At 63.5% G+C, this 21,690-nt stretch carries 18 protein-coding genes and 1 pseudogene; 12 read left to right on the forward strand and 7 right to left on the reverse strand.

The features are described 5' to 3' along the window. Window positions 1-7 precede the first annotated feature (7 nt). A complete protein-coding gene (locus BGK68_RS15735) occupies window positions 8-382 on the forward strand; it encodes a Rieske (2Fe-2S) protein (protein WP_075257870.1) in 375 nt (124 codons plus the stop codon). Window positions 383-431: 49 nt separating this feature from the next. After that, window positions 432-1,463: a S49 family peptidase gene (locus BGK68_RS15740; RefSeq protein ID WP_075257871.1), complete on the forward strand. Its 1,032-nt coding sequence runs from the start codon at window positions 432-434 to the stop codon at window positions 1,461-1,463. A gap of 109 nt (window positions 1,464-1,572) precedes the next feature. Here BGK68_RS15740 and BGK68_RS15745 read toward each other — a convergent pair whose 3' ends face one another. Next, window positions 1,573-2,337, reverse strand: coding sequence for an SAM-dependent methyltransferase (locus BGK68_RS15745; RefSeq protein ID WP_075257872.1), 765 nt, complete (start codon window positions 2,335-2,337; stop codon window positions 1,573-1,575). A 202-nt stretch (window positions 2,338-2,539) separates the two neighbouring features. On the opposite strand from BGK68_RS15745, the gene BGK68_RS15750 reads away from it, so the two are divergent. Together BGK68_RS15750 and BGK68_RS15755 are read left to right on the forward strand one after the other, a co-directional pair. Further along, window positions 2,540-3,997, forward strand: coding sequence for a Ppx/GppA phosphatase family protein (locus BGK68_RS15750; protein ID WP_075257873.1), 1,458 nt, complete (start codon window positions 2,540-2,542; stop codon window positions 3,995-3,997). A 289-nt stretch (window positions 3,998-4,286) separates the two neighbouring features. Next, entirely contained in the window at window positions 4,287-5,321 is a 1,035-nt protein-coding gene (locus BGK68_RS15755; RefSeq protein ID WP_075257874.1) for an extracellular solute-binding protein, read from the forward strand. Window positions 5,322-5,416: 95 nt separating this feature from the next. Here BGK68_RS15755 and BGK68_RS15760 read toward each other — a convergent pair whose 3' ends face one another. Then, window positions 5,417-6,559 carry a GNAT family N-acetyltransferase gene (locus BGK68_RS15760; protein WP_198937211.1) on the reverse strand — a complete coding sequence of 381 codons (1,143 nt, stop codon included), beginning with the start codon at window positions 6,557-6,559 and terminating at the stop codon, window positions 5,417-5,419. A 120-nt stretch (window positions 6,560-6,679) separates the two neighbouring features. Between BGK68_RS15760 and BGK68_RS15765 the strand changes: the two genes are divergently transcribed. The 4 genes from BGK68_RS15765 (at window position 6,680) to BGK68_RS15780 (ending at window position 11,510) form a co-directional block, all read left to right on the forward strand. Beyond that, a complete protein-coding gene (locus tag BGK68_RS15765) occupies window positions 6,680-8,737 on the forward strand; it encodes an NAD(+) synthase (RefSeq protein WP_075257876.1) in 2,058 nt (685 codons plus the stop codon). Between the two features lie 168 nt (window positions 8,738-8,905). Further along, window positions 8,906-9,244, forward strand: coding sequence for a P-II family nitrogen regulator (locus tag BGK68_RS15770; RefSeq protein WP_006463535.1), 339 nt, complete (start codon window positions 8,906-8,908; stop codon window positions 9,242-9,244). A 264-nt stretch (window positions 9,245-9,508) separates the two neighbouring features. Beyond that, the gene (adh, locus tag BGK68_RS15775; protein ID WP_075257877.1) at window positions 9,509-11,029 is read left to right on the forward strand and encodes an aldehyde dehydrogenase; all 1,521 of its coding nucleotides are present in this window, start codon (window positions 9,509-9,511) and stop codon (window positions 11,027-11,029) included. A 100-nt stretch (window positions 11,030-11,129) separates the two neighbouring features. Next, window positions 11,130-11,510 carry a DUF779 domain-containing protein gene (locus BGK68_RS15780; RefSeq protein WP_041310527.1) on the forward strand — a complete coding sequence of 127 codons (381 nt, stop codon included), beginning with the start codon at window positions 11,130-11,132 and terminating at the stop codon, window positions 11,508-11,510. Here the strand turns inward: BGK68_RS15780 and BGK68_RS15785 are convergent. Then, a complete protein-coding gene (locus BGK68_RS15785; RefSeq protein ID WP_075257878.1) occupies window positions 11,491-13,515 on the reverse strand; it encodes a sigma-54-dependent Fis family transcriptional regulator in 2,025 nt (674 codons plus the stop codon). The genes BGK68_RS15780 and BGK68_RS15785 overlap by 20 nt on opposite strands. A gap of 187 nt (window positions 13,516-13,702) precedes the next feature. On the opposite strand from BGK68_RS15785, the gene BGK68_RS15790 reads away from it, so the two are divergent. Then, window positions 13,703-14,956, forward strand: a complete 1,254-nt coding sequence (locus tag BGK68_RS15790; RefSeq protein ID WP_075257879.1) for a PA0069 family radical SAM protein — start codon at window positions 13,703-13,705, stop codon at window positions 14,954-14,956. Between the two features lie 26 nt (window positions 14,957-14,982). On the opposite strand, the gene BGK68_RS15795 is transcribed toward BGK68_RS15790, so the two are convergent. From BGK68_RS15795 to trxB, 3 genes are all read right to left on the reverse strand, one after another. Beyond that, window positions 14,983-15,636 (reverse strand): Smr/MutS family protein, encoded by a 654-nt coding sequence (locus tag BGK68_RS15795; RefSeq protein WP_171941729.1) that lies wholly within the window; start codon window positions 15,634-15,636, stop codon window positions 14,983-14,985. 69 nt (window positions 15,637-15,705) lie between these two features. After that, a complete protein-coding gene (locus BGK68_RS15800; protein WP_075257880.1) occupies window positions 15,706-16,038 on the reverse strand; it encodes an I78 family peptidase inhibitor in 333 nt (110 codons plus the stop codon). A gap of 118 nt (window positions 16,039-16,156) precedes the next feature. Next, window positions 16,157-17,113: a thioredoxin-disulfide reductase gene (gene trxB, locus BGK68_RS15805; RefSeq protein ID WP_075257881.1), complete on the reverse strand. Its 957-nt coding sequence runs from the start codon at window positions 17,111-17,113 to the stop codon at window positions 16,157-16,159. Window positions 17,114-17,472: 359 nt separating this feature from the next. Here trxB and BGK68_RS15810 point away from each other — a divergent pair, with 359 nt between their 5' ends. Both BGK68_RS15810 and lolA read left to right on the forward strand, forming a co-directional pair. Further along, window positions 17,473-19,815 carry a DNA translocase FtsK gene (locus tag BGK68_RS15810; RefSeq protein ID WP_075257882.1) on the forward strand — a complete coding sequence of 781 codons (2,343 nt, stop codon included), beginning with the start codon at window positions 17,473-17,475 and terminating at the stop codon, window positions 19,813-19,815. 75 nt (window positions 19,816-19,890) lie between these two features. Then, a complete protein-coding gene (gene lolA / locus BGK68_RS15815; protein ID WP_075257883.1) occupies window positions 19,891-20,604 on the forward strand; it encodes an outer membrane lipoprotein chaperone LolA in 714 nt (237 codons plus the stop codon). Window positions 20,605-20,688: 84 nt separating this feature from the next. On the opposite strand, the gene fdxA is transcribed toward lolA, so the two are convergent. Continuing rightward, window positions 20,689-21,027 carry a ferredoxin FdxA gene (gene fdxA / locus BGK68_RS15820; RefSeq protein WP_075259855.1) on the reverse strand — a complete coding sequence of 113 codons (339 nt, stop codon included), beginning with the start codon at window positions 21,025-21,027 and terminating at the stop codon, window positions 20,689-20,691. A 237-nt stretch (window positions 21,028-21,264) separates the two neighbouring features. On the opposite strand from fdxA, the pseudogene BGK68_RS15825 reads away from it, so the two are divergent. Further along, window positions 21,265-21,672: pseudogene (locus BGK68_RS15825) on the forward strand (AAA family ATPase); the annotation flags it as partial. Window positions 21,673-21,690 lie beyond the last annotated feature (18 nt).

Here is a 21,690-nt window from a genome sequence, read left to right on the forward strand (position 1 = left end):
TGCAGCCATGACCGCTTCCGACGCCATCCTCATCTGCGCCTCGGCCGAGCTGGCCGAGGGCGGCCTGGGCAAGCGCTTTCCGGTGCAGGTGCGGGGCGATGAGGCCAGCGGCTTCGTGGTGCGCTATGGCGGTGTGGTCTATGGCTACCTGAACCGTTGCGCCCATGTGCCGGTGGAACTGGACTGGGCCGAGGGCGAGTTCTTCGAGTCCAGCGGCCTGTATCTCATGTGTGCAACACATGGCGCAGTGTATGCGCCTGATACCGGCAAATGCGCGGGCGGTCCCTGTACCGGCGCGCATTTGCGTAAGATCATGACGGTTGAGCGGGACGGCCAGGTGTTCTGGCGCCCGGACGATGTCGTCAAGCCCGTCGAGGCATGAGCTTCGAGGGAAATCCGGCGCAGCTGGCTGCGCAGTCTTGAGTGAGCCTATGAGCAACAACGAATCTGAACATCCGGAATCGCAACAGCAATCCACGCCGCCTGCACCTCCTTCTTCCATTCCCGCCAGCGTGCGCGATGACAAGAAGAGCGGCTGGGAGCGCGATGTCCTGGAAAAGCTGGCCCTGTTCGCCGTCAAGGAACAGCGCGCACGACGCCGCTGGGGCGTGTTCTTCCGCATCGCGCTGCTGGCGGTGGTGGTGCTGGGCGTGTGGATGGCCTTCACCTTCAACCGCATCGAGAACGAGCCGCTGGGACCGCATACGGCCCTGGTCGAGATCAAGGGCGCCATCGATTCCGAGGGCCAGGGCTCGGCTGGCGTAGTGATCCCCGCGCTGGACAAGGCCTTTGCCGCCAACGACTCGGTGGGCGTGATCCTGAAGATCAATAGTCCCGGCGGCAGCCCCGTGCAGGCCGGCATGATCAATGACGAGATCACCCGCCTGCGCAAGCAATATCCGAAGAAGCCCATCTACGTGGTGGTCGAAGAGGTCTGCGCTTCCGGTGGCTACTACATCGCCGCGGCGGCTGACAAGATCTTCGTCAACAAGGCCAGCCTGGTCGGTTCGGTGGGCGTGCTCATGGACGGCTTCGGCTTTACCGGCCTGATGGACAAGCTGGGGGTGGAGCGCCGACTGCTCACAGCCGGTGAGAACAAGAGCTTCCTCGACCCCTTCAGCCCGCAGAGCCCCAAGCAGCGCGAATATGCGCAGTCCATGCTGCAGGAGATCCACCAGCAGTTCATCGAAGTGGTGCGCCAGGGACGCGGCGCGCGCCTGAAGGAAACGCCGGACACCTTCTCCGGTCTGGTCTGGACCGGCTCCAAGGCGGTCGAACTGGGCCTGGCCGATGGCTTTGGCACGGTGGACAGCGTGGCGCGCGATGAGATCAAGGCCGAGGACGTGGTGGACTACACCCAGACCGAGAACCTCTCCGAGCGCGTGCTCAAGAAATTCGGCGTCGCCTTTGGCGCCGGCTTCGCCAAGACCGTAATGTCGTCGTCGCTGCCGCAGTTGCGCTGACGCTTCAGGTTCTTGGATGTAAAAAGGCCGGTTGCGTGGTGCAACCGGCCTTTGTCTTTGCTGGTCTTTGGTGGTCTTTGGTGCTGTTGACGCTGGTGGTGCAGCCGACTTAGTCTGCCAGCAGCAGGAAGACCGTGGGCTTCTTGTGGAAGTCCGGGGCCTGCTTGGCCGCCAGCGCGGCCTGCCACTGGGCCGCTGTCTGCGTGCGCACCGTTTCGGTGGGCAGCGACAGGTCCGTGGCCACGCAGATCAAGGTGCCAGGCTGGCAACTCTGCGCCAGTGCATCGAGCATGGCGCCGTTGCGATAGGGCGTTTCGATGAGCAGCTGGGTCTGCTTTTCCTTGCGGGAACGGTCTTCCAATTGGCGGATGCGCTTGCTGCGCGCCTCGGCATCGGTGGGCAGGTAGCCATTGAAGGCGAAGCTCTGACCATTCAACCCGCTGGCCATGACGGCCAGCAGCAGGGAAGAGGGGCCCACCAGCGGTCGCACCTGGATGCCATGCTGGTGCGCCAGCCGTACCAGGTTGGCGCCGGGGTCGGCGACCGCGGGCACACCTGCTTCCGAGATCAGGCCGCCATCGCGACCGGCCAGCAGGGGTGCGAGCAGGGTCGGCAGGGCGGCTGCCGGGGTGTTGACGTTGAGCTCGCTGATCTCGATTTCCTGGATCGGCTTGGCCAGCGCCTGGCTGCTGCCCAGCAGCTTCAGGAAGGCCCGTGTGCTCTTGGCGTTCTCGGCCACGAAGTAGTCCAGGCCAGCGGCGATGACCTGCACCTGGCGTGGAATGATGGCCTCCAGCGGATGGGCGGCGCCGGGCTCTGCGCTGAGTTCGGCGGTGCCGAGCGTGTTGGGAACCAGATAAAGAATGCCGGGCATGGGGGGAAAATTGGATAAATTGTATAAAATAATATGTGCAACGCAGCACGACTTCGCTGAGCCGCCATTCTACAGGGTGCAAGCTGTCATCAAAGTGTAATGCGCGCCCATTATCTTGTCGGAGTGGAGACAGGATGCGGTTTAAATTATTTAGCAATTGTTTCGGGGGCCATCCGCCCGGAACCCTTGCGGAAGGAAATGCATGTTTGCTGCGGTAGATCTCGGTTCCAACAGTTTTCGCTTGCACATCGGCAAGTACGAGGACGAGGGCATACGCGTCATCAAGAGCGCGCGCGACCCCATTCGCCTGGCTGCCGGCATCGACAAGACCGGCAATCTCACCGAACAGGCCTGTCAGAGCGCCATCGATTCGCTCACGCGCTTTCGCGCCATCCTGCGCGACTATCCGCTGACCGCTGTGCGGGTGGTGGCCACCAATACGCTGCGCGTGGCCAAGAACGCCGGTGAACTGCTGCCGGCGCTGGAGCGCGCCATCGGTTATCCGGTGGAAATCATCTCCGGCGAGGAAGAGGGCCGCCTGATCTACATGGGCGTGGCCGGCGTGCTGGCCGATGCGGGTGAAGAGCGCATGGTCATCGACATCGGCGGCGGCTCCACCGAGGTCATCCGCGGGCTGGGCGAACATATCCGTCACGTCGAGTCCTTCGGCATCGGCACGGTCAACCAGAGCCTGGCCTTCTTCCCTGACGGCGCTATTACCGCCGCTGCCTTCGAGCGTGCCATCATCTCGGCCCGCTCGCATGTGGAGGACGCTGTCCATCTGTTCAGCTTCGATGCGAGCAGGGTCAACGTCTACGGCTCCTCGGGTACCATGCGCGCCATTGCCGACACCATTGACCGCAACAATATGGGCGACGGTCGCATCTCCCTGCCCAGCCTGGCCGACCTGATGCAACGCCTGATCGACTTCGGCCACGTCAGCCAGATTTCGCTGGACGGCATGAAACCCGACCGCGCAGGCGTGATCATGGGGGGATTGGCGGTGCTGATCGGGTTCATGCAGGAATTCGGCATCGAGGTCATCACCCCGGTGGAAGCCGGCCTGCGCATGGGCGTGATGTGGGACCTGCAACTGCGCGCCACCAAGGCCGACCGCCGCGACCGTTCGGTCGAGGAGTTCGCCCGCCGCTTCCACATCGACGCCGCCCGCGCGCATGGCGTGGCCGATACGGCGCTGGGCTTCTTCGAGCTCTTGAAGCCCGCTACCGATTCCTATGCCCGCTACCTCTACTGGAGCGCGCTGTTGCACGAGACCGGGCTGGTGGTCTCGCCGACCGGCTATCACAAGCATTCGGCCTACATGATCGCCAATGCCGACCTGCCGGGGTTCACCACCCGCGAGCAGCGCCTGATGAGCACGCTCATCCTCGGACAGAAGGGCAACCTCAAGAAGATCAGCGAGATGCTGGCCGACATCGATTTCGCCAAGGCCGTGCTGGCCCTGCGCCTGGCGGTGATGTTCCGTCATGCGCATATCACGCTGGATCTGGAGAAGGTGCGGGTCAAGCTCAAGAGCAGGATCGACCTGGAAATCCGCCGTGACTACATCAAGGAGCATCCCAGCATTTCCTTCTGGTTCCAGAAGGAGCAGGAGTGGTGGGCCGGCATCGGCGTCGATTTCGCCGTCAAGGTGATCTGAGCGCCTGACTGTCTGGCGCTACCCGCAAACGCCCTTGCCGCGCAATCGCCGGCGAGGGCGTTTTGCTTTCTCGGGCAGGGGGATTCTGCCGATGATAATGCTTCTTATTTGTGATATAGTCGCCTGCGGTTTATCAACCGCATACTCATACTCATAACGAGGCGACCATCAGGCCGCCCGCTGCGACAGCCAAGTCCCCCAGGAGCGCGCTCCCGGACCGTCTTCCGCGCCAAAAGAAAACGCCGTTTTGCCACGGTGGTCGTTTACTTTTTTTTGAAAAGGATGGTCCATGTTCCCTCGTCAACTCGCCGTCGGCGCCATGCTGGCTGCCATTGCCACGTCCAGCTTCGCCCAGGAGAAGGTCATCAACCTCTACTCGGCGCGCCACTACCAGACCGATGAAGCGCTCTACGCCGACTTCACCAAGACCACCGGCATCAAGATCAACCGCATCGACGGTGACGACGCCGGCATCCTGGCGCGCTTGAAGAGCGAAGGCGCCTCCAGCCCGGCCGACGTGATCCTGCTGGTGGACGCCGCCCGCCTGTGGAAGGCGCAGAGCGATGGCCTGTTCCAGCCGGTCAAGTCCAAGCTGCTGGATGAACGCATTCCCGCCAACCTGCACAGCAAGGAAGGCAGCGATGGCACGCAATGGTTCGGCTTCTCCACTCGCGCCCGCGTGATCGTCTACAACAAGGCCAGCGTCAAGCCGGAAGACGTGGAGACCTACGAAGCCCTGGGCGACCCGAAGAACAAGGGCAAGCTGTGCACCCGCAGCGGTTCGCACCCCTACAACGTGTCGTTGTTCGGCGCCTTGCTGGAGCATGACGGTGCGGCCAAGACCGAATCCATCCTGAAGGGCATGGTCGCCAACCAGGCGCGCCAGCCGGTCGGTGGCGATACCGACCAGATCAAGGCCGTCGGCTCGGGCGAGTGCGGCGTGGCCATTTCCAACTCCTACTACGTGGCGCGCCTGATGCGCTCGACCAAGCCGGAAGACGTGGCGCTGATGGAAAAGGTCGGCATCGTCTGGCCCAACCAGAAGAGCTATGGCGCCCACGTCAACATCGCCGGTGGTGGTGTGGCCAAGCATGCGCCGCACAAGGCCGAAGCGGTGCAGTTCCTGGAATACCTGGCCAGCGATTCGGCCCAGCGTTACTTCGCTGAGGGCAATAACGAATGGCCCGCCGTCAAGAGCGTGAAGACTGAGAACCCGGCTCTGGTCAAGATGGGGCCGTTCAAGGCGGAGGTGATCAATATCGGCGCAGTGGGCGCCAACCAGCAGAAGGTGTTGCAGATGCTGGATCGTGTCGGATATAAATGATTTAGACGATTTATATCGTTTTCAAGGAAAGCCGGTCCATGCGCTGCATGGACCGGTTTTTTTATGCCTGCCCGTCGGGAGGGGGCAGGCACCGTTCAGCGCGGCGGATCCCGGAAGGGATTGTGTTCGTTCAACTCGGAAATATAGCCGTCGATGCCATTGCTTTCGCGTGACAGGAAGTGTTCCACCGCATCGTAGAACCCCGGATGGGCCAGCCAGTGCGCTGACCAGGTCTTCTGCGGCAGGAAGCCGCGCGCCATCTTGTGCTCGCCCTGGGCGCCGCCTTCGAACCAGCGGATCTTTTCGGCGATGCAGAATTCCAGCGGCTGGTAATACGCGGTCTCGAAGTGCAGGCAGGGGACGTGTTCCAGCGCGCCCCAGTAGCGCCCGTAGAGGGTATCGGCATCATGCACGGTCAGCGAGGAGGCGATCGGCTCCTCGCCGCGCAGGGCCACCGTCAGCAGCAGGTGCTGCGGCATGGTGTCGCCGATGCGGCGGAAGAAATCCAGGTTCAGGTAAGGCGTGGAGTAGTGCGCGGCATAGGTGTGCCGGTAGCAGCGGTTGAAGAAGCGCCAGTGCGCATCGGTGATCTCGGCGCCGCGCAGCCAGACGAAGCGCACGCCCTGTTCGGCCACCTTGCGACGCTCGGCCAGGATGTTCTTGCGCTTCTTGCGGTCCAGCGTATCGACGAATTCTGAAAAATCGCCATATCCTTCATTGTGCCAATGGAACTGCACGCCGCTACGCAGCAGGAAGCCGGCTTCGGCCAGTTGTCCAGCCTGTTGCTCAGGCGGGTAGAGGATATGGGTGGACGAGTGCTGGCCTTGCTGCTGCAGCCTTTGCAGCGCCTCCAGCAGGGCGGCGCGGGCGGTCTCGTCGATGGCCATGAGCCGTGCGCCGCGCACCGGCGTGAAGGGGATGGCCGAGAGCAGCTTGGGGTAGTACTCCACGCCATGGCGCTGGTAGGCCTCGGCCCAGGCCCAGTCGAAGACGTATTCGCCATAGGAATGGAACTTGCGGTACAGGGGCAGGGCGGCCGCCAGGGCCTCGTCCTGCCATAGCGTCAGGTAGTGCGGCTCCCAGCCCGACTCTGGACTGGCGCTGCCGCTCTCGTGCAGCGCATGCAGGAAGGCGTAGGAGAGGAAGGGATTGCCTTCCTCCTGGGCCGCTACCAGAGCGTCCCAGCGGGCCTGGCCGATCTCGGCCAGAGAAGAAACGATTCGCGTGCGATAATCCATGGACTGCGAGTGACCTGCGAAAGATGGCGCGGCCCACGGCCCCGCTCGAACAGGCATTCTACGCAAAATGAACAAAACGCGTCGCCGCTGCGGCGACGTGCACGGAGTCCAGAACACGCTATGCAAAGCCCCTTCTTCAATCTCTACAGCCACGGTTTCGCCCGCGTCGCGGTGGCGGTGCCGGACTGCAAGGTGGCCGATCCCGGCTTCAATGCCCAGCGCACCATCGCCCTGGCCGAACAGGCCGCCGCCCGTGGCGCAGTGCTGGTGTCCTTCCCCGAACTGGGCCTGTCGGCCTATAGCTGCGAAGACCTGTTCCAGCAACGCGCCTTGCTCGACGCTTCCCTGCAGGCCCTGCAATCGGTGCTGGAGGCCTCCATGCGCATCCCGGCGGCACTGATCGTGGGGCTGCCGCTGAAGGTCGATCACCAACTCTACAACTGTGCCGTGGTGGTCCATCACGGTCGCATCCTGGGCGTGGTGCCCAAGAGCTACCTGCCCAACTACAGCGAATTCTACGAGGCGCGCCAGTTCAGCAGCGCCGATTGCGCAGTCACGCGCAGCGTGCATCTGCTGGGGCAGGAGGTGGGTTTCGGCAGCCATCTGCTGTTCGAGATCCGCAATATCCCCGACTTCCGTTTCCACATCGAGATCTGCGAAGACGTCTGGGTGCCGATCCCGCCATCCTCCTTCGCGGCCCTGGCCGGGGCCACCGTGCTGGTGAACCTGTCGGCGTCCAATATCGTGGTGGGCAAGTCGGGCTACCGCCATCAGCTGGTCTCGCAGCAATCGGCACGCTGCCTGGCGGCATATCTGTATTCGTCGGCGGGCAATGGCGAGTCCACCACCGACCTGGCCTGGGACGGCCAGGCGCTGATCTGCGAGAACGGCGAACTGCTGGCCGAGTCCGAGCGCTTCGCCCAGGGCGGCCATGTGATCTATGCCGATGTCGACCTGGAACGCCTTTCCCGCGAGCGCTTCCACCAGACCACCTTCGGCCAGTCGGTGCGTCGTCATGCCGACGAAGTGCGCCGTTTCGAGGTGGTCGGCTTCGAGGTGCAGATCCCGCAGCAGCAGGCGCTGCCGCTGCAACGCCGGGTGGCGCGCTTCCCCTATGTACCGGCCAATGCCGAACAGCGCGAACTGCGCTGCCGCGAGGTCTACAACATCCAGGTACAGGCGCTGGTGCAGCGCTTGTCGTCGGCGGGATTGAAGAAGGTGGTCATCGGCGTCTCGGGCGGGCTCGACTCCACCCATGCGCTGCTGGTCTGCGCCAAGGCCATGGACAAGCTGGGTCTGCCCCGCAGCAACATCCTGGCCTATACCATGCCGGGCTTCGCTACCAGCAGCCGCACGCTGGTGCAGGCGCACCAGCTGATGGCGCAGGTGGGATGCTCGGCGCAGGAAATCGATATCCGTCCCAGCTGCGAACAGATGTTGAAGGACCTCGGCCACCCGTATTCGCGCGGCGAGCCGGTCTATGACATCACCTTCGAGAACGTGCAGGCCGGTGAACGCACCAACCATCTGTTCCGCCTGGCCAATCACCATGGGGCCATCGTCATCGGCACCGGCGACCTCTCCGAGCTGGCGCTGGGCTGGTGTACCTACGGGGTGGGCGACCACATGTCGCACTACAACGTCAACGCCAGCGTGCCCAAGACCCTCATCACCCACCTGGTGCGCTGGGTGGCCGAATCGGGTTCGCTGGAACTGAAGCAGCCGGAAGTGCTGATCCACGTCCTGGAAACCGAGATCAGTCCGGAACTGGTGCCGGGCGCCTCCGATGGCGAGCCGGGCCAGCGCACCCAGGACTTCATCGGCCCCTATGAGCTGCAGGACTTCAATCTTTACTACATCCTGCGCTACGGCTTCACGCCGGCCAAGGTTGCCTTCCTGGCGCACAGCGCCTGGCACGACCGCGAGGTCGGGCATTGGCCCGACGGCCTGCACGGTACGCACAACGAATACAGCTTGCCGCAGATCAAGAAGAACCTGGGCATCTTTGTCTATCGTTTCTTCAAGACCAGCCAGTTCAAGCGTTCTTGCGTGCCCAACGCCCCCAAGGTGGGGAGTGGCGGCTCGCTCTCGCCACGTGGGGATTGGCGCGCGCCCAGCGATGGCGAGGCCACCGTCTGGTTGCAGGATCTGGAAAGGATTCCCGATCTGGAGGGCTGAAACGCGCTTTTTACGGTCCTGCCTGCGTACGGAGGTTGAAAGCTGCGCAAGCCTGATTGACAATGTGCAAGTGGGCAGGGTGCCGCGACCTTGCCCGTAAAATAACAACAATGCTTAACCGCTATTCAACAGATCGTTTCTTTACGACATACCAAGAGAGGAATTGCCATGAAACAAGTGACCGCCATCATCAAACCGTTCAAGCTGGACGAGGTGCGTGAATCCCTCGCTGAAGTCGGCGTCACGGGCCTGACGGTCACCGAAGTGAAAGGCTTCGGGCGCCAGAAGGGCCATACCGAACTCTATCGCGGTGCCGAATACGTGGTCGACTTCCTGCCCAAGGTCAAGATCGAAGTCGTGGTGGACGACAAGGTGGTCGAGCAGGCCGTGGACGCCATCATCAAGGCGGCCCGTACCGGCAAGATCGGCGACGGCAAGATCTTCGTGCAGGAAGTGGAGCAGGTGATCCGTATCCGTACCGGCGAAACCGGGCCGGATGCCGTCTGATCCCGAACTGCGTTGCGCATCACCAGAAACCGGCCACCTGGCCGGTTTTTTTACGTCCGTTGCAGGCGGGCAGGGTGTTGCAGGCTGTTGCCCTGGCGTGTCACAGGCTGCGCCAGATTGACACAGCGTGACAGGGGCGCTGGCCACGCAGGCGCGTCCACGCTGGGCTTCAGGGCTGGCATGCGATTTGCCATCCAGAGGGATGAACGTTCGCCGCGACCTTGGCCGTGGCGGGATTTCAACCATAACCCCAACGGAGACGACATGAACCTGGCAGACATCAGCAAACTCGGCGTACGCGACCCCTTCAAGCAACGTTACGACAATTTCATCGGTGGCAAATTCGTGCCGCCGGTCAAGGGTGAATACTTCGAGAACATCAGCCCGGTGATCGGACGCGCCTTCTGTGAAGTGGCCCGTTCCAGCGCCGAAGACGTGGAACTGGCGCTGGACGCCGCCCACGCGGCAAAGAAGAGCTGGGGCAAGACCTCTCCCACCGAGCGCGCCAATATGCTCTTGAAGATCGCCGACCGCATGGAAGCCAACCTGGAGCTGCTGGCCACCGCCGAAACCCTGGACAACGGCAAGCCCATCCGCGAGACCATGGCCGCCGACATCCCGCTGGCCATCGATCACTTCCGCTATTTCGCCGCTGCCGTGCGCACCCAGGAAGGCAGCATCTGCCCCATCGACAATGACACCTACGCCTACCACTTCCATGAGCCTCTCGGCGTGGTCGGCCAGATCATCCCCTGGAACTTCCCCATCCTGATGGCGGTGTGGAAACTGGCCCCGGCGCTGGCCGCCGGCAACTGCGTGGTGTTGAAGCCCGCCGAGCAGACCCCGGCCTCCATCATGGTGCTCATCGAACTGATCGCCGACCTGATCCCGCCCGGCGTGGTCAACATCCTGCAGGGCTTTGGCGTGGAAGCCGGCAAGCCGCTGGCCTCCAACAAGCGCATCGCCAAGATCGCCTTCACCGGCGAGACCACCACTGGCCGCCTGATCATGCAATACGCTTCGCAGAACCTGATCCCGGTGACGCTGGAGCTGGGCGGCAAGTCGCCCAACATCTTCTTCGCCGACGTGCTGGACAAGGACGACGACTTCTTTGACAAGGCCCTGGAAGGCTTCGCCATGTTTGCGCTGAACCAGGGCGAGGTCTGCACCTGCCCCTCGCGCGTGCTGGTGCAGGAATCGATCTATGACCGCTTCATCGAACGCGCCTTGAAGCGCGTGGCGGCCATCAAGCAGGGCAATCCGCTGGACAAAAGCACCATGATCGGCGCGCAGGCCTCGCAGGAGCAGTTGGAAAAGATCCTGTCCTATATCGACATCGGCAAGCAGGAAGGCGCCAAGGTGCTGGCCGGCGGCGGACGGGAAGAACTGGGCGGCGACCTGGCCTCGGGCTACTACGTCAAGCCGACCGTGTTCCAGGGCAATAACAAGATGCGCATCTTCCAGGAAGAAATCTTTGGCCCGGTGGTCTCGGTGACCACCTTCAAGGATGAAGAAGAAGCGCTGGCCATTGCCAATGACACGCTGTACGGCCTGGGCGCGGGCCTGTGGACCCGGGATGGCACGCGCGCCTTCCGCATGGGCCGCGAGATCCAGGCTGGCCGTGTGTGGACCAACTGCTATCACCTCTATCCGGCGCATGCGGCTTTCGGCGGCTACAAGCAATCCGGCATTGGCCGCGAGAACCACAAGATGATGCTGGACCACTACCAGCAGACCAAGAACCTCTTGGTCAGCTACAGCCCCAAGGCGCTGGGCTTCTTCTGAACCTTCGCTGGTCTCCTTTGCAGCAAGGCAGCTTCGGCGCCGGTCCGCTCTGTGCGGCCGGCGCCGTTTTTATCTGGATCATTGAGGCAGGAGGATGCCGATGACAGCCTTACCCCGCGTCACCGCCACCGACGCTACCGTGGACCTGCTGCGACAGTTGAAGACGCGGCATGGCGCGCTGATCTTTTTCCAGTCCGGCGGCTGCTGCGATGGCAGCGCACCGATGTGCTATCCCGAGGGCGATTTCACCCTGGGCGATACCGATGTCTATCTTGGCGACATCGATGGCGTGCCGTTCTACATCGGCGCTGACCAGTTCGAGTACTGGAAGCACACGCAACTGATCATTGATGTGGTCAATGGCAATGGCGGCATGTTCTCGTTGGAGAACGGCAGCGGCAAGCGCTTCCTGACGCGCTCGCGGCTGTTTACCGATGAGGAGTATGACGCCCTGGCCCCGCTCAGTGCCCGCGTGACTTGAAGCGGCGGTAGAGCGTATTGCGCGATACCCCCAGCGCCTTGGCGGCGGCGCTGACGTTGCCGTCATGGGTGCGCAGGGCGCGTTCGATGGCGGCCCATTCGTTGTCGTGCATGGACAGCGGTTTTTCGTCCATCTCTTCATAGGCTGCCGGGGCAGGCATCCCGCCCGCCGCCAGCAGCGGCGCTGCCTCTTCCAGAAAGTCATCTGGCAGGTGTTCTACGCCTATCCGGGCCTCTCCATCGGCCATGGCCAGCGCGGTGCGGATCAGGTTGGACAGTTGCCGCAGATTGCCCGGCCAGCGGCTGGCCTGCAGCAATGCGAGGGCCTGGGTATCAAAGCGGGGTGCATCGCGGCCGCCTTCCTGTTCCAGGATGCGGTCAATCAGGGCGCTCAGGTCGCTGCGCTCGCGCAAGGCGGGCAGCTTTACCTGCAAACCGTTGATGCGGTAGTACAGATCTTCACGGAAGGCATGACGCGCAGTCATCTCGCGCAGGGGTTGGTTGGTGGCGCACACCAGCGCAAAGTCCACCGGGATGACGCGTTGGCTACCCAAGGGTGTTACTGCGCGTTCCTGCAGCACGCGCAGCAGGCGGCCTTGCAGGGCCAGCGGCATGTCGCCGATCTCGTCGAGGAAGAGGGTACCGCCCTGGGCCTGTGCGATCTTGCCCAGCGCGCCTTTGCGGCGGGCTCCGGTGAAGGCGCCGTCTTCATAACCGAACAGTTCGGCCTCGATCAGGTTCTCGGGAATGGCCGAACAATTCACGGCTACGAAGGGGGCTGCGCCGCCCCGGGTTTGGGTGGTACTACAGCGTGCGCTTTCGCGGTGGATGGCCTGTGCCAGCCACTCCTTGCCGGTGCCGGTTTCACCGGTGATGAGGACCGGGATGTCGCGGTCGATCACCTTGCGCAACTTGCCGATGATGGCGCTCATGCGGGCGTCGCCGGTATCGAGGGCTTGCAGGCCGCCACGCGGCTGGCCCGGATGGGGGCGCACAGGTGGGGCTGGGCGAGCAGATGGGCTGGCGGGCAGTACTTCCGGTGCCTCGATCACGGCTTCGCGCGCATTCTGGAAATGCTGGTCGCGCAGCCGCAGTTCTGCGCGGCCATGGATGCGGATGCCATTGTGCAGGCACAGCTCCAGCAGGCCTGGGGCGGCCTTGCGATGATGCTCGAACAGCAGCGACAGCGGCACCCCGAAGAGCGACGCAAAGGTATGCGACTGCAGTGCCGAGAGCGTCAGCCCCAGCTGGAACTGCGCGCTGCGATTGGCCGCCAGGAAGCGACCGCCCGGCGTGAAGCTGACGATGCCCTCGACCAGCGTACCGACGAATTCGGCGCGGCTGTGGAAATGCAGGGTGATGCAATCAGGAAAGCTGCCGGCCAACAGATGGTTTTCGATCATCTGCGCCGACATGCGCACCAGCGCCATGGTGTGCTTGTGGAAGCTGCCGCATTCGCCCGAGACATCCAGCACCCCCAGCACCTGGCCGCGATGGTCGAAGATGGGGGCGGCCGAACAGGTCAGGAAGCGATTGGCGTCCAGGTAATGCTGCTGGGCGTGCACGGTAGTGGGCTTCTGCTCGAACAGCGCTGTGCCGATGGCATTGGTGCCGCGCAGTTGCTCGGACCAGCGACCACCCGGCCCAAGGGCCACGCGATCAGCCTTGGCCAGGAAATCGCTGTCGCCGAGGGTATGCAGGATGGTGCCTTCCGCATCCGACAGGATCACCATGCTGTGGGTATTGCGGATCTGGTCGTAGAGGGTTTCCATGACCGGGCGGGCGTGGCCGGAGAGGGTCTGGTTGGCTTCGAGGGTCTGCGCCAGGTCGGCGCGCGAGAGCGAGTCGAGGTCGGGCCGCTGGCCGCGCGTGATGCCGTAGGACGAGCTGCGCTGGTGAGAGCGCTCGATGGCCTGCAGATCCGGCACGCCATCGGTGCTGGCCTGCACCAGCGGCGAGGTGCCCAGCAATGCACCGGCGCCGGGCCGGTTTGCCTGGTATTGCATCCTTGTCTCCTTGGGACCTCTGGCGGTCCTTGTTCCCCCTTGTGGTGGCTTTCTTCTCTGTTGGGAAGCTGAGGGTGAATTAGCATAACCGATTAATGCGGCAGCCGGACAAATTGAAACAGCATTTGCAGGGCCGTCCAAGTGAAGGCAGAATACTGTATATAAATACAGTATTGTTGAGCTTCCGGTGGCCTCCTTCCCCAAATTTCCGCAGGGCATCGCCCAACCTTTTCCGACCCAGCCAGCGCCCACGGCAGAGGACGATCCTAGCCTCACGCCTGCGACCTTCATCCATCGCAGCCAGGTAGCCCAGAAGGGACGGGGTGCGGTCACCAACCTGCGGGGGCGCTATGAATCGGTGAGCCGGGAAGAGTTCGACGATGGCTGGCAGCCCATGCATTGGGCCGAGGGAGAGGGTGCTGCCGCGCTTGAGCACGACGAGGAGCCGGCGCGCCTGAAGACCATCGTCACCGAAGAAACCGCCAAGTCCATCATCAGCCGCAATAGCTCACCGGACCTGCCGTTCTCGCTGTCCTTGAATCCCTACCGGGGCTGCGAACATGGCTGCATCTACTGTTTTGCCCGTCCATCGCACAGCTACCTGGGGCTTTCGCCAGGCCTGGACTTCGAAAGCCGGCTGGTGGCCAAGACCAATGCCCCCGAGCTCTTGCTGCGCGAGCTGGCCAAGCCCTCCTACCAGCCCGACACCATCACCGTGGGCATCAATACCGACGCCTACCAGCCCATCGAGCGCGAACGCCAACTGACCCGGCGCATTCTGCAGATCCTGCACGATTGCGAAAACCCGGTCGCCCTGATCACCAAGTCCGCCCTGATCGAGCGCGACATTGACTTGCTGGCCGCCATGGCCGCCAAGGATCAGGCCATCGTGGCTGTCACCATCACCACGCTCGATCCCGCCATCGCCCGCACGCTGGAGCCGCGCGCGGCCAGCCCGGCGCGGCGCTTGCGGGTGATCCGCACCCTGGCCGAGGCGGGCATCCCGGTGAGCGTGTCGATTGCGCCGGTGATTCCCTTTGTGACTGAACCTGATCTGGAACGGGTGATGGAGGCGGCAGTAGAGGCTGGCGCACGCCAGGCGGGCTATATCGTGCTGAGGTTGCCGTGGGAGGTCAGCCCGCTGTTCCGGCAATGGCTGCAGGCGCATTTCCCCGACCGGGCGGCGCGGGTGATGAACCGCATCCAGGACATGCGCGGCGGCAAGGATTACGACGCCGATTTCGCCACCCGCATGCGTGGCACGGGCGTCTGGGCGGACCTGCTGCATCAGCGTTTCGAGAAGGCCAGCCGGCGTCTGGGTATCCATCATCGCAACCGGGCGTTTGCTACGCTGGATGCAAGTTGCTTCAAGCGGCCACAGTGGGCGCCTGAAGCGCTGCGGCAGCCAGCCAGGTCGGACGGGCAGATGGATCTGTTCTGATGCGGAGCTTGCCGGTGGCCGTTCGGTCAGGCCCGCTCGCTGGACTTGAGCAGCACCACCAGCGCCCCCGCGCCACCGTCGGCCGCGCGGGCCTGGCAGAAGGCCATGACTTCATCCTTCTGGGCCAGCCAGTTGCGTACCTTGTGCTTGAGTACGGGCTCCTTGTTGACCGAGCCCAGGCCCTTGCCATGGATCACCCGCACGCAGCGCAGGCCACGGCGGCGCGATTGACGCAAAAATTCACCTAATGCTTCACGCGCCTGATCGCGCCGGTAGCCGTGCAGGTCGAGCTGGGCCTGGATCACCCAGTTGCCGCGCCGCAGCTTGGAGAGCACGTCCATGCCCACGCCAGGGCGGGCGAAACTGAGGTTTTCGTCGCTGTCCATCAGTGTGTCGATGGTGAATTCGTCGGAGAGCGACTCCAGCAGCGCCGCCTGCTCATCGGCCAGGTGCTGGCGCGGGATGGGCAAGGGCGCGTCGGGCAAGTGAAGCGCCTTGTCGATGGCCTTGCTGCGCAGCGGCGCGATCTGGCCGATGCTGTTGCGGAAGAGGTTGGCCTCTTCGCGGATGGCCGCTTCCTGGCGCGCTCGCTCGGCCAAGGCCAGCGCGCGCGCTTTTTCCTGCTCTTGCAGGTCGCGGCGCAATCCCTTGAGCGCCGCAAAATCCTTCATAGTCGCCATGACAGCCACCCCAACCCTGTAGCGAATTTGTCCCTGAGCGGGCTACTGTAGCAGAAGCTGGCGCAGTCTTCAGCCGCAGGCCAGCTTGATGATGACGCCGCCCGGGTCGACGTGGATGTTGAGCCGGCGCGGATTGAAGTCCATCGTGGCCGCGTCGCCGGGCTTGAGCACGCGTGTTTCCTGGGCGCCGGACTCGGCGGCCGCCTGGCGTTCCACATAGCCGCTCAGGTCTTCGCCTATCCAGCGCTGGACCTTACCGGCGTCGCACTGGCTGGCGGCAGCATCGGCCGGATCAGTGGCGGCAGTGCCCTGCGGCTCACGCGAGGCGCTGCAGGCGGCCAGGATGCCGCCCAGGGCCAGCAGGGCGAGGGCGACGGTGATGGCGGACGCGGGACGGGGCACGTTGTTTTCCTTGGGGAAAGAGGGAGTTGCCGGATTGAAAACAAAAAAGCCGGGACGATCTGCTCGTCCCGGCCCTTGGATGCTCCGTCGCGCTGCGAGTTCTCGCAGCGCAGCAAGATTATTCCAGTCCTTCCAGGTAGCGCTGTGCATCCAGCGCGGCCATGCAGCCGGTGCCGGCGCTGGTGATGGCCTGGCGATAGACGTGGTCCTGCACGTCGCCGGCGGCGAAGACGCCGTCGATGCTGGTGGCCGTGGCAAAGCCCTCGGTGCCGGTACGGGTCTTGAGATAGCCGTTCTGCATCGCCAACTGGCCTTCGAAGATGCTGGTATTGGGCTTGTGGCCGATGGCGATGAACAGGCCGTGCACTGGAATCTCGGTGATGGAGCCGTCCTGGGTGGACTTGATCTTGATGCCGGTCACGCCGCTGTCGTCGCCGACCACTTCATCCAGCGTGTGGTGCCACTGGATGGCGATCTTGCCTTCGCTGACCTTGTGCAGCAGGCGGTCGATCAGGATGGGCTCGGCGCGGAACTTGTCGCGGCGGTGGATGATGGTGACCTTGCTGGCGATGTTGGAGAGGTACAGCGCCTCTTCCACAGCCGTGTTGCCGCCGCCGACCACGGCTACTTCCTTGCCGCGGTAGAAGAAACCGTCACAGGTGGCGCAGGCCGACACGCCACGGCCCATGAAGGCTTGCTCCGAGGGCAGGCCCAGGTATTGCGCCGAGGCGCCGGTGGCGATGATGAGGGCGTCGGCCGTGTACTCGCCGCTGTCGCCGATGAGGCGGAAAGGGCGCTCCGACAGCTTGGTGGTGTGGATATGGTCGAAGATGATCTCGGTCTTGAAGCGCTCGGCATGCTGCAGCAGGCGCTGCATCAGCTCGGGGCCTTGCACGCCCAGCGGGTCGCCCGGCCAGTTTTCGACGTCGGTGGTGGTCATCAACTGGCCGCCTTGCTCCACACCGGTGATGAGCACCGGGTTGAGGTTGGCGCGCGCGGCGTAGACGGCGGCGCTATAGCCGGCGGGGCCGGAGCCGAGAATCAGGACCTTGGCATGTTTGGGCGTCGTGCTCATAAGCTACTCTTCGTATGTTGTGGGTTCGCCTCCCTAGCTTGAGGCGTGACCCGGGATTTCAATTCCTGACCACGGGCGGGCTGCGCAGCCGTTCAGGAGACGGGATTCACACGGGCAAACGGACAAACGGATTGCCGCGCTGCAAAACGGGTAAGATTATAGTCCAAGCCCTCCTGCGGGCCGATGGAATTACGCTATGCCGGCGATAGCCGCAGGGGGCCGCGCAGGCAACACAGCAACAGAAGAACGATTACCGTCGGGACCGGTCAGTGCAGCGTAGGACGCCTCTGCCCGGTAAAACCGCGAAGCGCCAATTCAATGCCGTTACAATGGCGGCTGGTTTTTTTTGCACGGAAGTTATGTCGAAGACGAGTCAAGCCCACATCCGCAACACCAAGGCGCCGGCGCCCCCCATGCCCAGCCGTCTGGTGCGGCTGTTATCCGAGGCGCGCTGGCTGGCGCTGTCCGCCTTGCTGGTCTACCTGGTACTGATCCTGCTGAGCTATTCCAAGACCGACCCCGGCTGGTCGGTGGCCAGCTCGGTGCCGCGCGTGGGCAACTGGGGCGGGCGCGTGGGCGCCTGGATGGCCGACCTGATGCTCTACATCTTCGGCCTGTCGGCCTGGTGGTGGTGCGTGCTGGCCGCGCGCTCGGTGTGGAGCGGCTATCGGCGCCTGTCCAACCGCTTCCTGGTGGCCCAGCCGGTGGAACCGGAACACCAGCAGGAGCCGCTCATCCGCGCCGTCGGCTTCGTCTTCATGCTCACTGGCAGCATGGGCATCGAATTCACCCGCATGCATCGCTTTGCCCCCAAGCTGCCGCATTCGTCCGGTGGCGTGCTGGGCGAAATGATCGGTTCGGCCGTGCAGCCCACCTTCGGTTTCACCGGTTCCACGCTGCTGCTGCTGATGCTGTTCGGCCTGGGCTTCTCGCTGCTGTTCCATGTCTCGTGGCTGGCAGCGGTGGAGCGCATCGGCGGACTCATCGAGGATGGCCTGTTCTGGGTGCGCGACTTCTTCGCCGCCCGGGCCGACCGCAAGGCTGGCCAGGAGGCCGCTGTCAAGCGCGAGGAAACCGTGGTGCAGGAACGCGCCAAGATCGTCGAAGCGCCGCCCATCCGCATCGAGCCGCAGATCGTGGAGGTGCAGAAATCCGACCGCGTCCAGAAGGAAAAGCAGACCAGCCTGTTCGATGACGTCAGCACCGACCTGCCGCCGCTGTCGCTGCTGGACGAGGCCCCGCCGTCGCAGCAGACGGTGTCGGTGGAAACCCTGGAATTCACCAGCCGCCTGATCGAGAAGAAGCTCTCCGACTTCGGCGTCGAGGTCAAGGTGGTGGCGGCCTATCCCGGCCCGGTGATCACCCGTTACGAGATCGAACCGGCCACCGGCGTCAAGGGCAGCCAGATCGTCAACCTGGCGCGCGACTTGGCGCGTTCGCTGTCGCTGACCTCGATCCGGGTGGTGGAAGTCATCCAGGGCAAGAATTACATGGGCCTGGAATTGCCCAACCCCAAGCGCCAGATCGTGCGCCTGACCGAGATCCTCGGCTCCAAGGTCTACAACGACAGCCATTCCAGCCTCACCGTGGCGCTGGGCAAGGATATCGCCGGCAACCCGGTGGTGGCCGACCTGGCCAAGATGCCCCACCTGCTGGTGGCCGGCACCACCGGTTCGGGCAAGTCGGTGGGCATCAACGCCACCATCCTCTCGCTGCTCTACAAGTCCACCCCGCGCCAGGTGCGCCTGATCCTGATCGACCCCAAGATGCTGGAACTGTCGATCTACGAGGGCATCCCGCATCTGCTGGCGCCCGTGGTGACCGACATGCGCCAGGCTGGCCACGCGCTGAACTGGGCGGTGGAAGAGATGGAGCGGCGCTACAAGAAGATGTCCAAGCTGGGCGTGCGCAACCTGGCTGGCTACAACCAGAAGATCGCCGACGCCGAAAAACGCGGCGAGAAGATCCCCAATCCCTTCAGCCTCACCCCGGACGCGCCGGAGCCGCTGGAGCAGCTGGAAACCATCGTCATCATCATCGACGAACTGGCCGACCTGATGATGGTGGTGGGCAAGAAGGTGGAAGAACTGATCGCCCGCATCGCCCAGAAGGCGCGCGCAGCCGGTATTCACCTGATCCTGGCTACCCAGCGTCCCTCGGTGGACGTCATCACCGGCCTGATCAAGGCCAACGTGCCGACGCGCATCGCCTTCCAGGTCTCCTCCAAGATCGACTCGCGCACCATCCTCGACCAGATGGGTGCGGAAACCCTGCTGGGTATGGGCGACATGCTCTACAACCCGCCGGGTACGGGGCTGCCGGTGCGTGTGCACGGCGCTTTCGTCTCGGACGATGAAGTGCATCGTGTGGTGGAACACCTCAAATCCCAGGGGGAACCGAATTACATCGAGGGCATCCTAGAGGGAGGCGTGCTCGAAGACGCCGACGGCGGCGGCAGCGGTGCTGCGGCTGGCGGAGCCGGCGGCGGCGAGGGAGACGAGATGTACGACCAGGCCGTGGCCGTGGTGCTCAAGCATCGCCGCGCCTCCATCTCGCTGGTGCAGCGCCACCTGCGCATCGGCTACAACCGGGCCGCGCGCCTCCTGGAGCAGATGGAGCAGAGCGGTCTGGTCTCCACCATGCAATCCAATGGCAACCGTGAAATCCTGGTGCCGGCTGGCGCCAGCGATGCCGCTGAATAAGCCGGCCGAATAAGCAGGTCGAATAAGCAGGCCGCCACCCTGGCGGCGGCCCACCTCAAGAAGGAATCAAATAACATGGACAATTCCAGATACGCATCTCGCCTGCGCACCGCGCAAGCGCCTGCCTCCACGCTGCGCCGTCGGCTCATGGCAGCCGGCCTGTCGGCCCTGGTAGTGGCTGGCGCCATCACCATCACGGCGTTGACGCCGGGCCGCGCCTCGGCAGCCGCTTTGGACCAGTTCAAGCAATTCGTCAGCAGCACCCAGTCGGCCAAGGGGGCATTCACCCAGCGCATGGTCAGGACCGAGAATGGCACCACCAAGGTGGTCAACACCTCCAGCGGCAGCTTCGTGTTCTCGCGCCCGGGCAAGTTCATCTGGACCTACCAGAAACCGTACGAGCAGGTGATCCAGGCCGATGGCGAAAAACTGTTCATCTACGACAAGGACCTCAACCAGGTCACCACCAAGAAGCTGGGCAATGCGCTCGGCTCTTCGCCAGCGGCCATCCTGTTCGGCAGCAATGATCTGGAAAAGAACTTCACCCTCAAGGAAGCCGGCGACAAGGACGGCCTGGAGTGGCTGGAAGCCGTCCCCAAGAGCAAGGACACCACCTTCGACCGTATCGGCATCGGCTTGAAGAATGGCACGCCGGTGGCCATGGAATTGCATGATTCCTTCGGCCAGGTCTCGCTGCTGAGTTTCGACAGCTTCGAGAAGAATCCGCCGCTGAAGGTCAACAGCTTCAGCTTCACCATTCCCAAGGGCGCGGACGTCTTCAACAACTGAAACTGATCTGCACGGATCGAGTGGCAAGAATGAAGACAGCCCCGCAGGCATATGCTTGCGGGGCTGTCTTCATGTTGCACTGGGTCAGGCCTGCGGCTGTTCCAGCAGCGGTAGCTTGTCCGCCACGTCCTTCCATTTCTCGTGCCCGGGCAGGGGCGGCTTGGCCTGGGTGATGGGTTTCCAGCCCGGCTGCCGGGACAGTCGGGCATTCAATTCCTCGAAATGCGCCAGGGTCGCCGGCAGGTCGGTCGCGTTGTAGATCGCCCCGACCGGACACTCCGGCACGCACATGGAGCAATCGATGCAGCCGTCCGGGTCGATGACGAGGAAATTCGGGCCTTCCACGAAGCAGTCCATCGGGCAGACGCTGACGCAATCGGTATATTTGCACTGGATGCAGGAATCGGTGACGACGAAGGGCATGGAGAAGGCAGGGTGAAGAAATAGGCGCAGGCCGCATTCTAACCGCTGGGCCGGATGGCTGCAGGCCTCGCCCATCGCCCCCATCGCCGCCTGCTGCGTTAGACTACGGCCTTTGGTGAACGCGTCTGGCAATCCGGCGCTACGCCCGCATCCTGATGAATATGAACTTTATTTCCCCAGCTGCCCTGCAGCGGTCCTGCTTCTTCGTCGCTTCCAGCTCTCTGGAGGAGCGTCCTCATGGCTGACCTGTTCGCCCAAGAGCCCACTGCACCGCTGGCCGAAGCGCTGCGGCCCAAGACGCTCGACGAAGTCATCGGGCAGTCGCACCTGCTCGGAGAAGGCAAGCCGCTGCGCCTGGCTTTCCAGTCCGGCAAGCCGCATTCCATGATCTTCTGGGGCCCGCCGGGCGTGGGCAAGACCACGCTGGCGCGCCTGACCGCGACGGCCTTCGAGTGTGAGTTCATCGCCTTGTCGGCGGTGTTCTCGGGCGTGAAGGATATACGCGGGGCCATGGAACAGGCCGAGCAGAACCTGGCGATGGGCAAGCACACCATCTTGTTCGTCGATGAAATCCACCGCTTCAACAAAGCTGTCAAGTCATATGTAAATCAACGACTTACAAGCCTGATTGTGCAAATTATTGGGCTCCCCCATTGTTCTGAG

The organism is Herbaspirillum camelliae, from assembly GCF_001929405.1.
In the GTDB taxonomy this organism is placed as follows: Bacteria; Pseudomonadota; Gammaproteobacteria; order Burkholderiales; family Burkholderiaceae_D; genus Herbaspirillum; species Herbaspirillum seropedicae.

What these genes read in the sequence shown, in the direction of transcription:
- BGK68_RS15735 (WP_075257870.1), top strand. Translation starts at nt 8, where the DNA reads ATGACCGCTTCCGACGCCATCCTCATCTGCGCCTCGGCCGAGCTGGCC.
- BGK68_RS15740 (WP_075257871.1), top strand. Translation starts at nt 432, where the DNA reads ATGAGCAACAACGAATCTGAACATCCGGAATCGCAACAGCAATCCACG.
- BGK68_RS15745 (WP_075257872.1), bottom strand. Translation starts at nt 2,337, where the DNA reads ATGCCCGGCATTCTTTATCTGGTTCCCAACACGCTCGGCACCGCCGAA.
- BGK68_RS15750 (WP_075257873.1), top strand. Translation starts at nt 2,540, where the DNA reads ATGTTTGCTGCGGTAGATCTCGGTTCCAACAGTTTTCGCTTGCACATC.
- BGK68_RS15755 (WP_075257874.1), top strand. Translation starts at nt 4,287, where the DNA reads ATGTTCCCTCGTCAACTCGCCGTCGGCGCCATGCTGGCTGCCATTGCC.
- BGK68_RS15760 (WP_198937211.1), bottom strand. Translation starts at nt 6,559, where the DNA reads ATGGATTATCGCACGCGAATCGTTTCTTCTCTGGCCGAGATCGGCCAG.
- BGK68_RS15765 (WP_075257876.1), top strand. Translation starts at nt 6,680, where the DNA reads ATGCAAAGCCCCTTCTTCAATCTCTACAGCCACGGTTTCGCCCGCGTC.
- BGK68_RS15770 (WP_006463535.1), top strand. Translation starts at nt 8,906, where the DNA reads ATGAAACAAGTGACCGCCATCATCAAACCGTTCAAGCTGGACGAGGTG.
- adh (WP_075257877.1), top strand. Translation starts at nt 9,509, where the DNA reads ATGAACCTGGCAGACATCAGCAAACTCGGCGTACGCGACCCCTTCAAG.
- BGK68_RS15780 (WP_041310527.1), top strand. Translation starts at nt 11,130, where the DNA reads ATGACAGCCTTACCCCGCGTCACCGCCACCGACGCTACCGTGGACCTG.
- BGK68_RS15785 (WP_075257878.1), bottom strand. Translation starts at nt 13,515, where the DNA reads ATGCAATACCAGGCAAACCGGCCCGGCGCCGGTGCATTGCTGGGCACC.
- BGK68_RS15795 (WP_171941729.1), bottom strand. Translation starts at nt 15,636, where the DNA reads ATGGCGACTATGAAGGATTTTGCGGCGCTCAAGGGATTGCGCCGCGAC.
- trxB (WP_075257881.1), bottom strand. Translation starts at nt 17,113, where the DNA reads ATGAGCACGACGCCCAAACATGCCAAGGTCCTGATTCTCGGCTCCGGC.
- BGK68_RS15810 (WP_075257882.1), top strand. Translation starts at nt 17,473, where the DNA reads ATGTCGAAGACGAGTCAAGCCCACATCCGCAACACCAAGGCGCCGGCG.
- lolA (WP_075257883.1), top strand. Translation starts at nt 19,891, where the DNA reads ATGGACAATTCCAGATACGCATCTCGCCTGCGCACCGCGCAAGCGCCT.
- fdxA (WP_075259855.1), bottom strand. Translation starts at nt 21,027, where the DNA reads ATGCCCTTCGTCGTCACCGATTCCTGCATCCAGTGCAAATATACCGAT.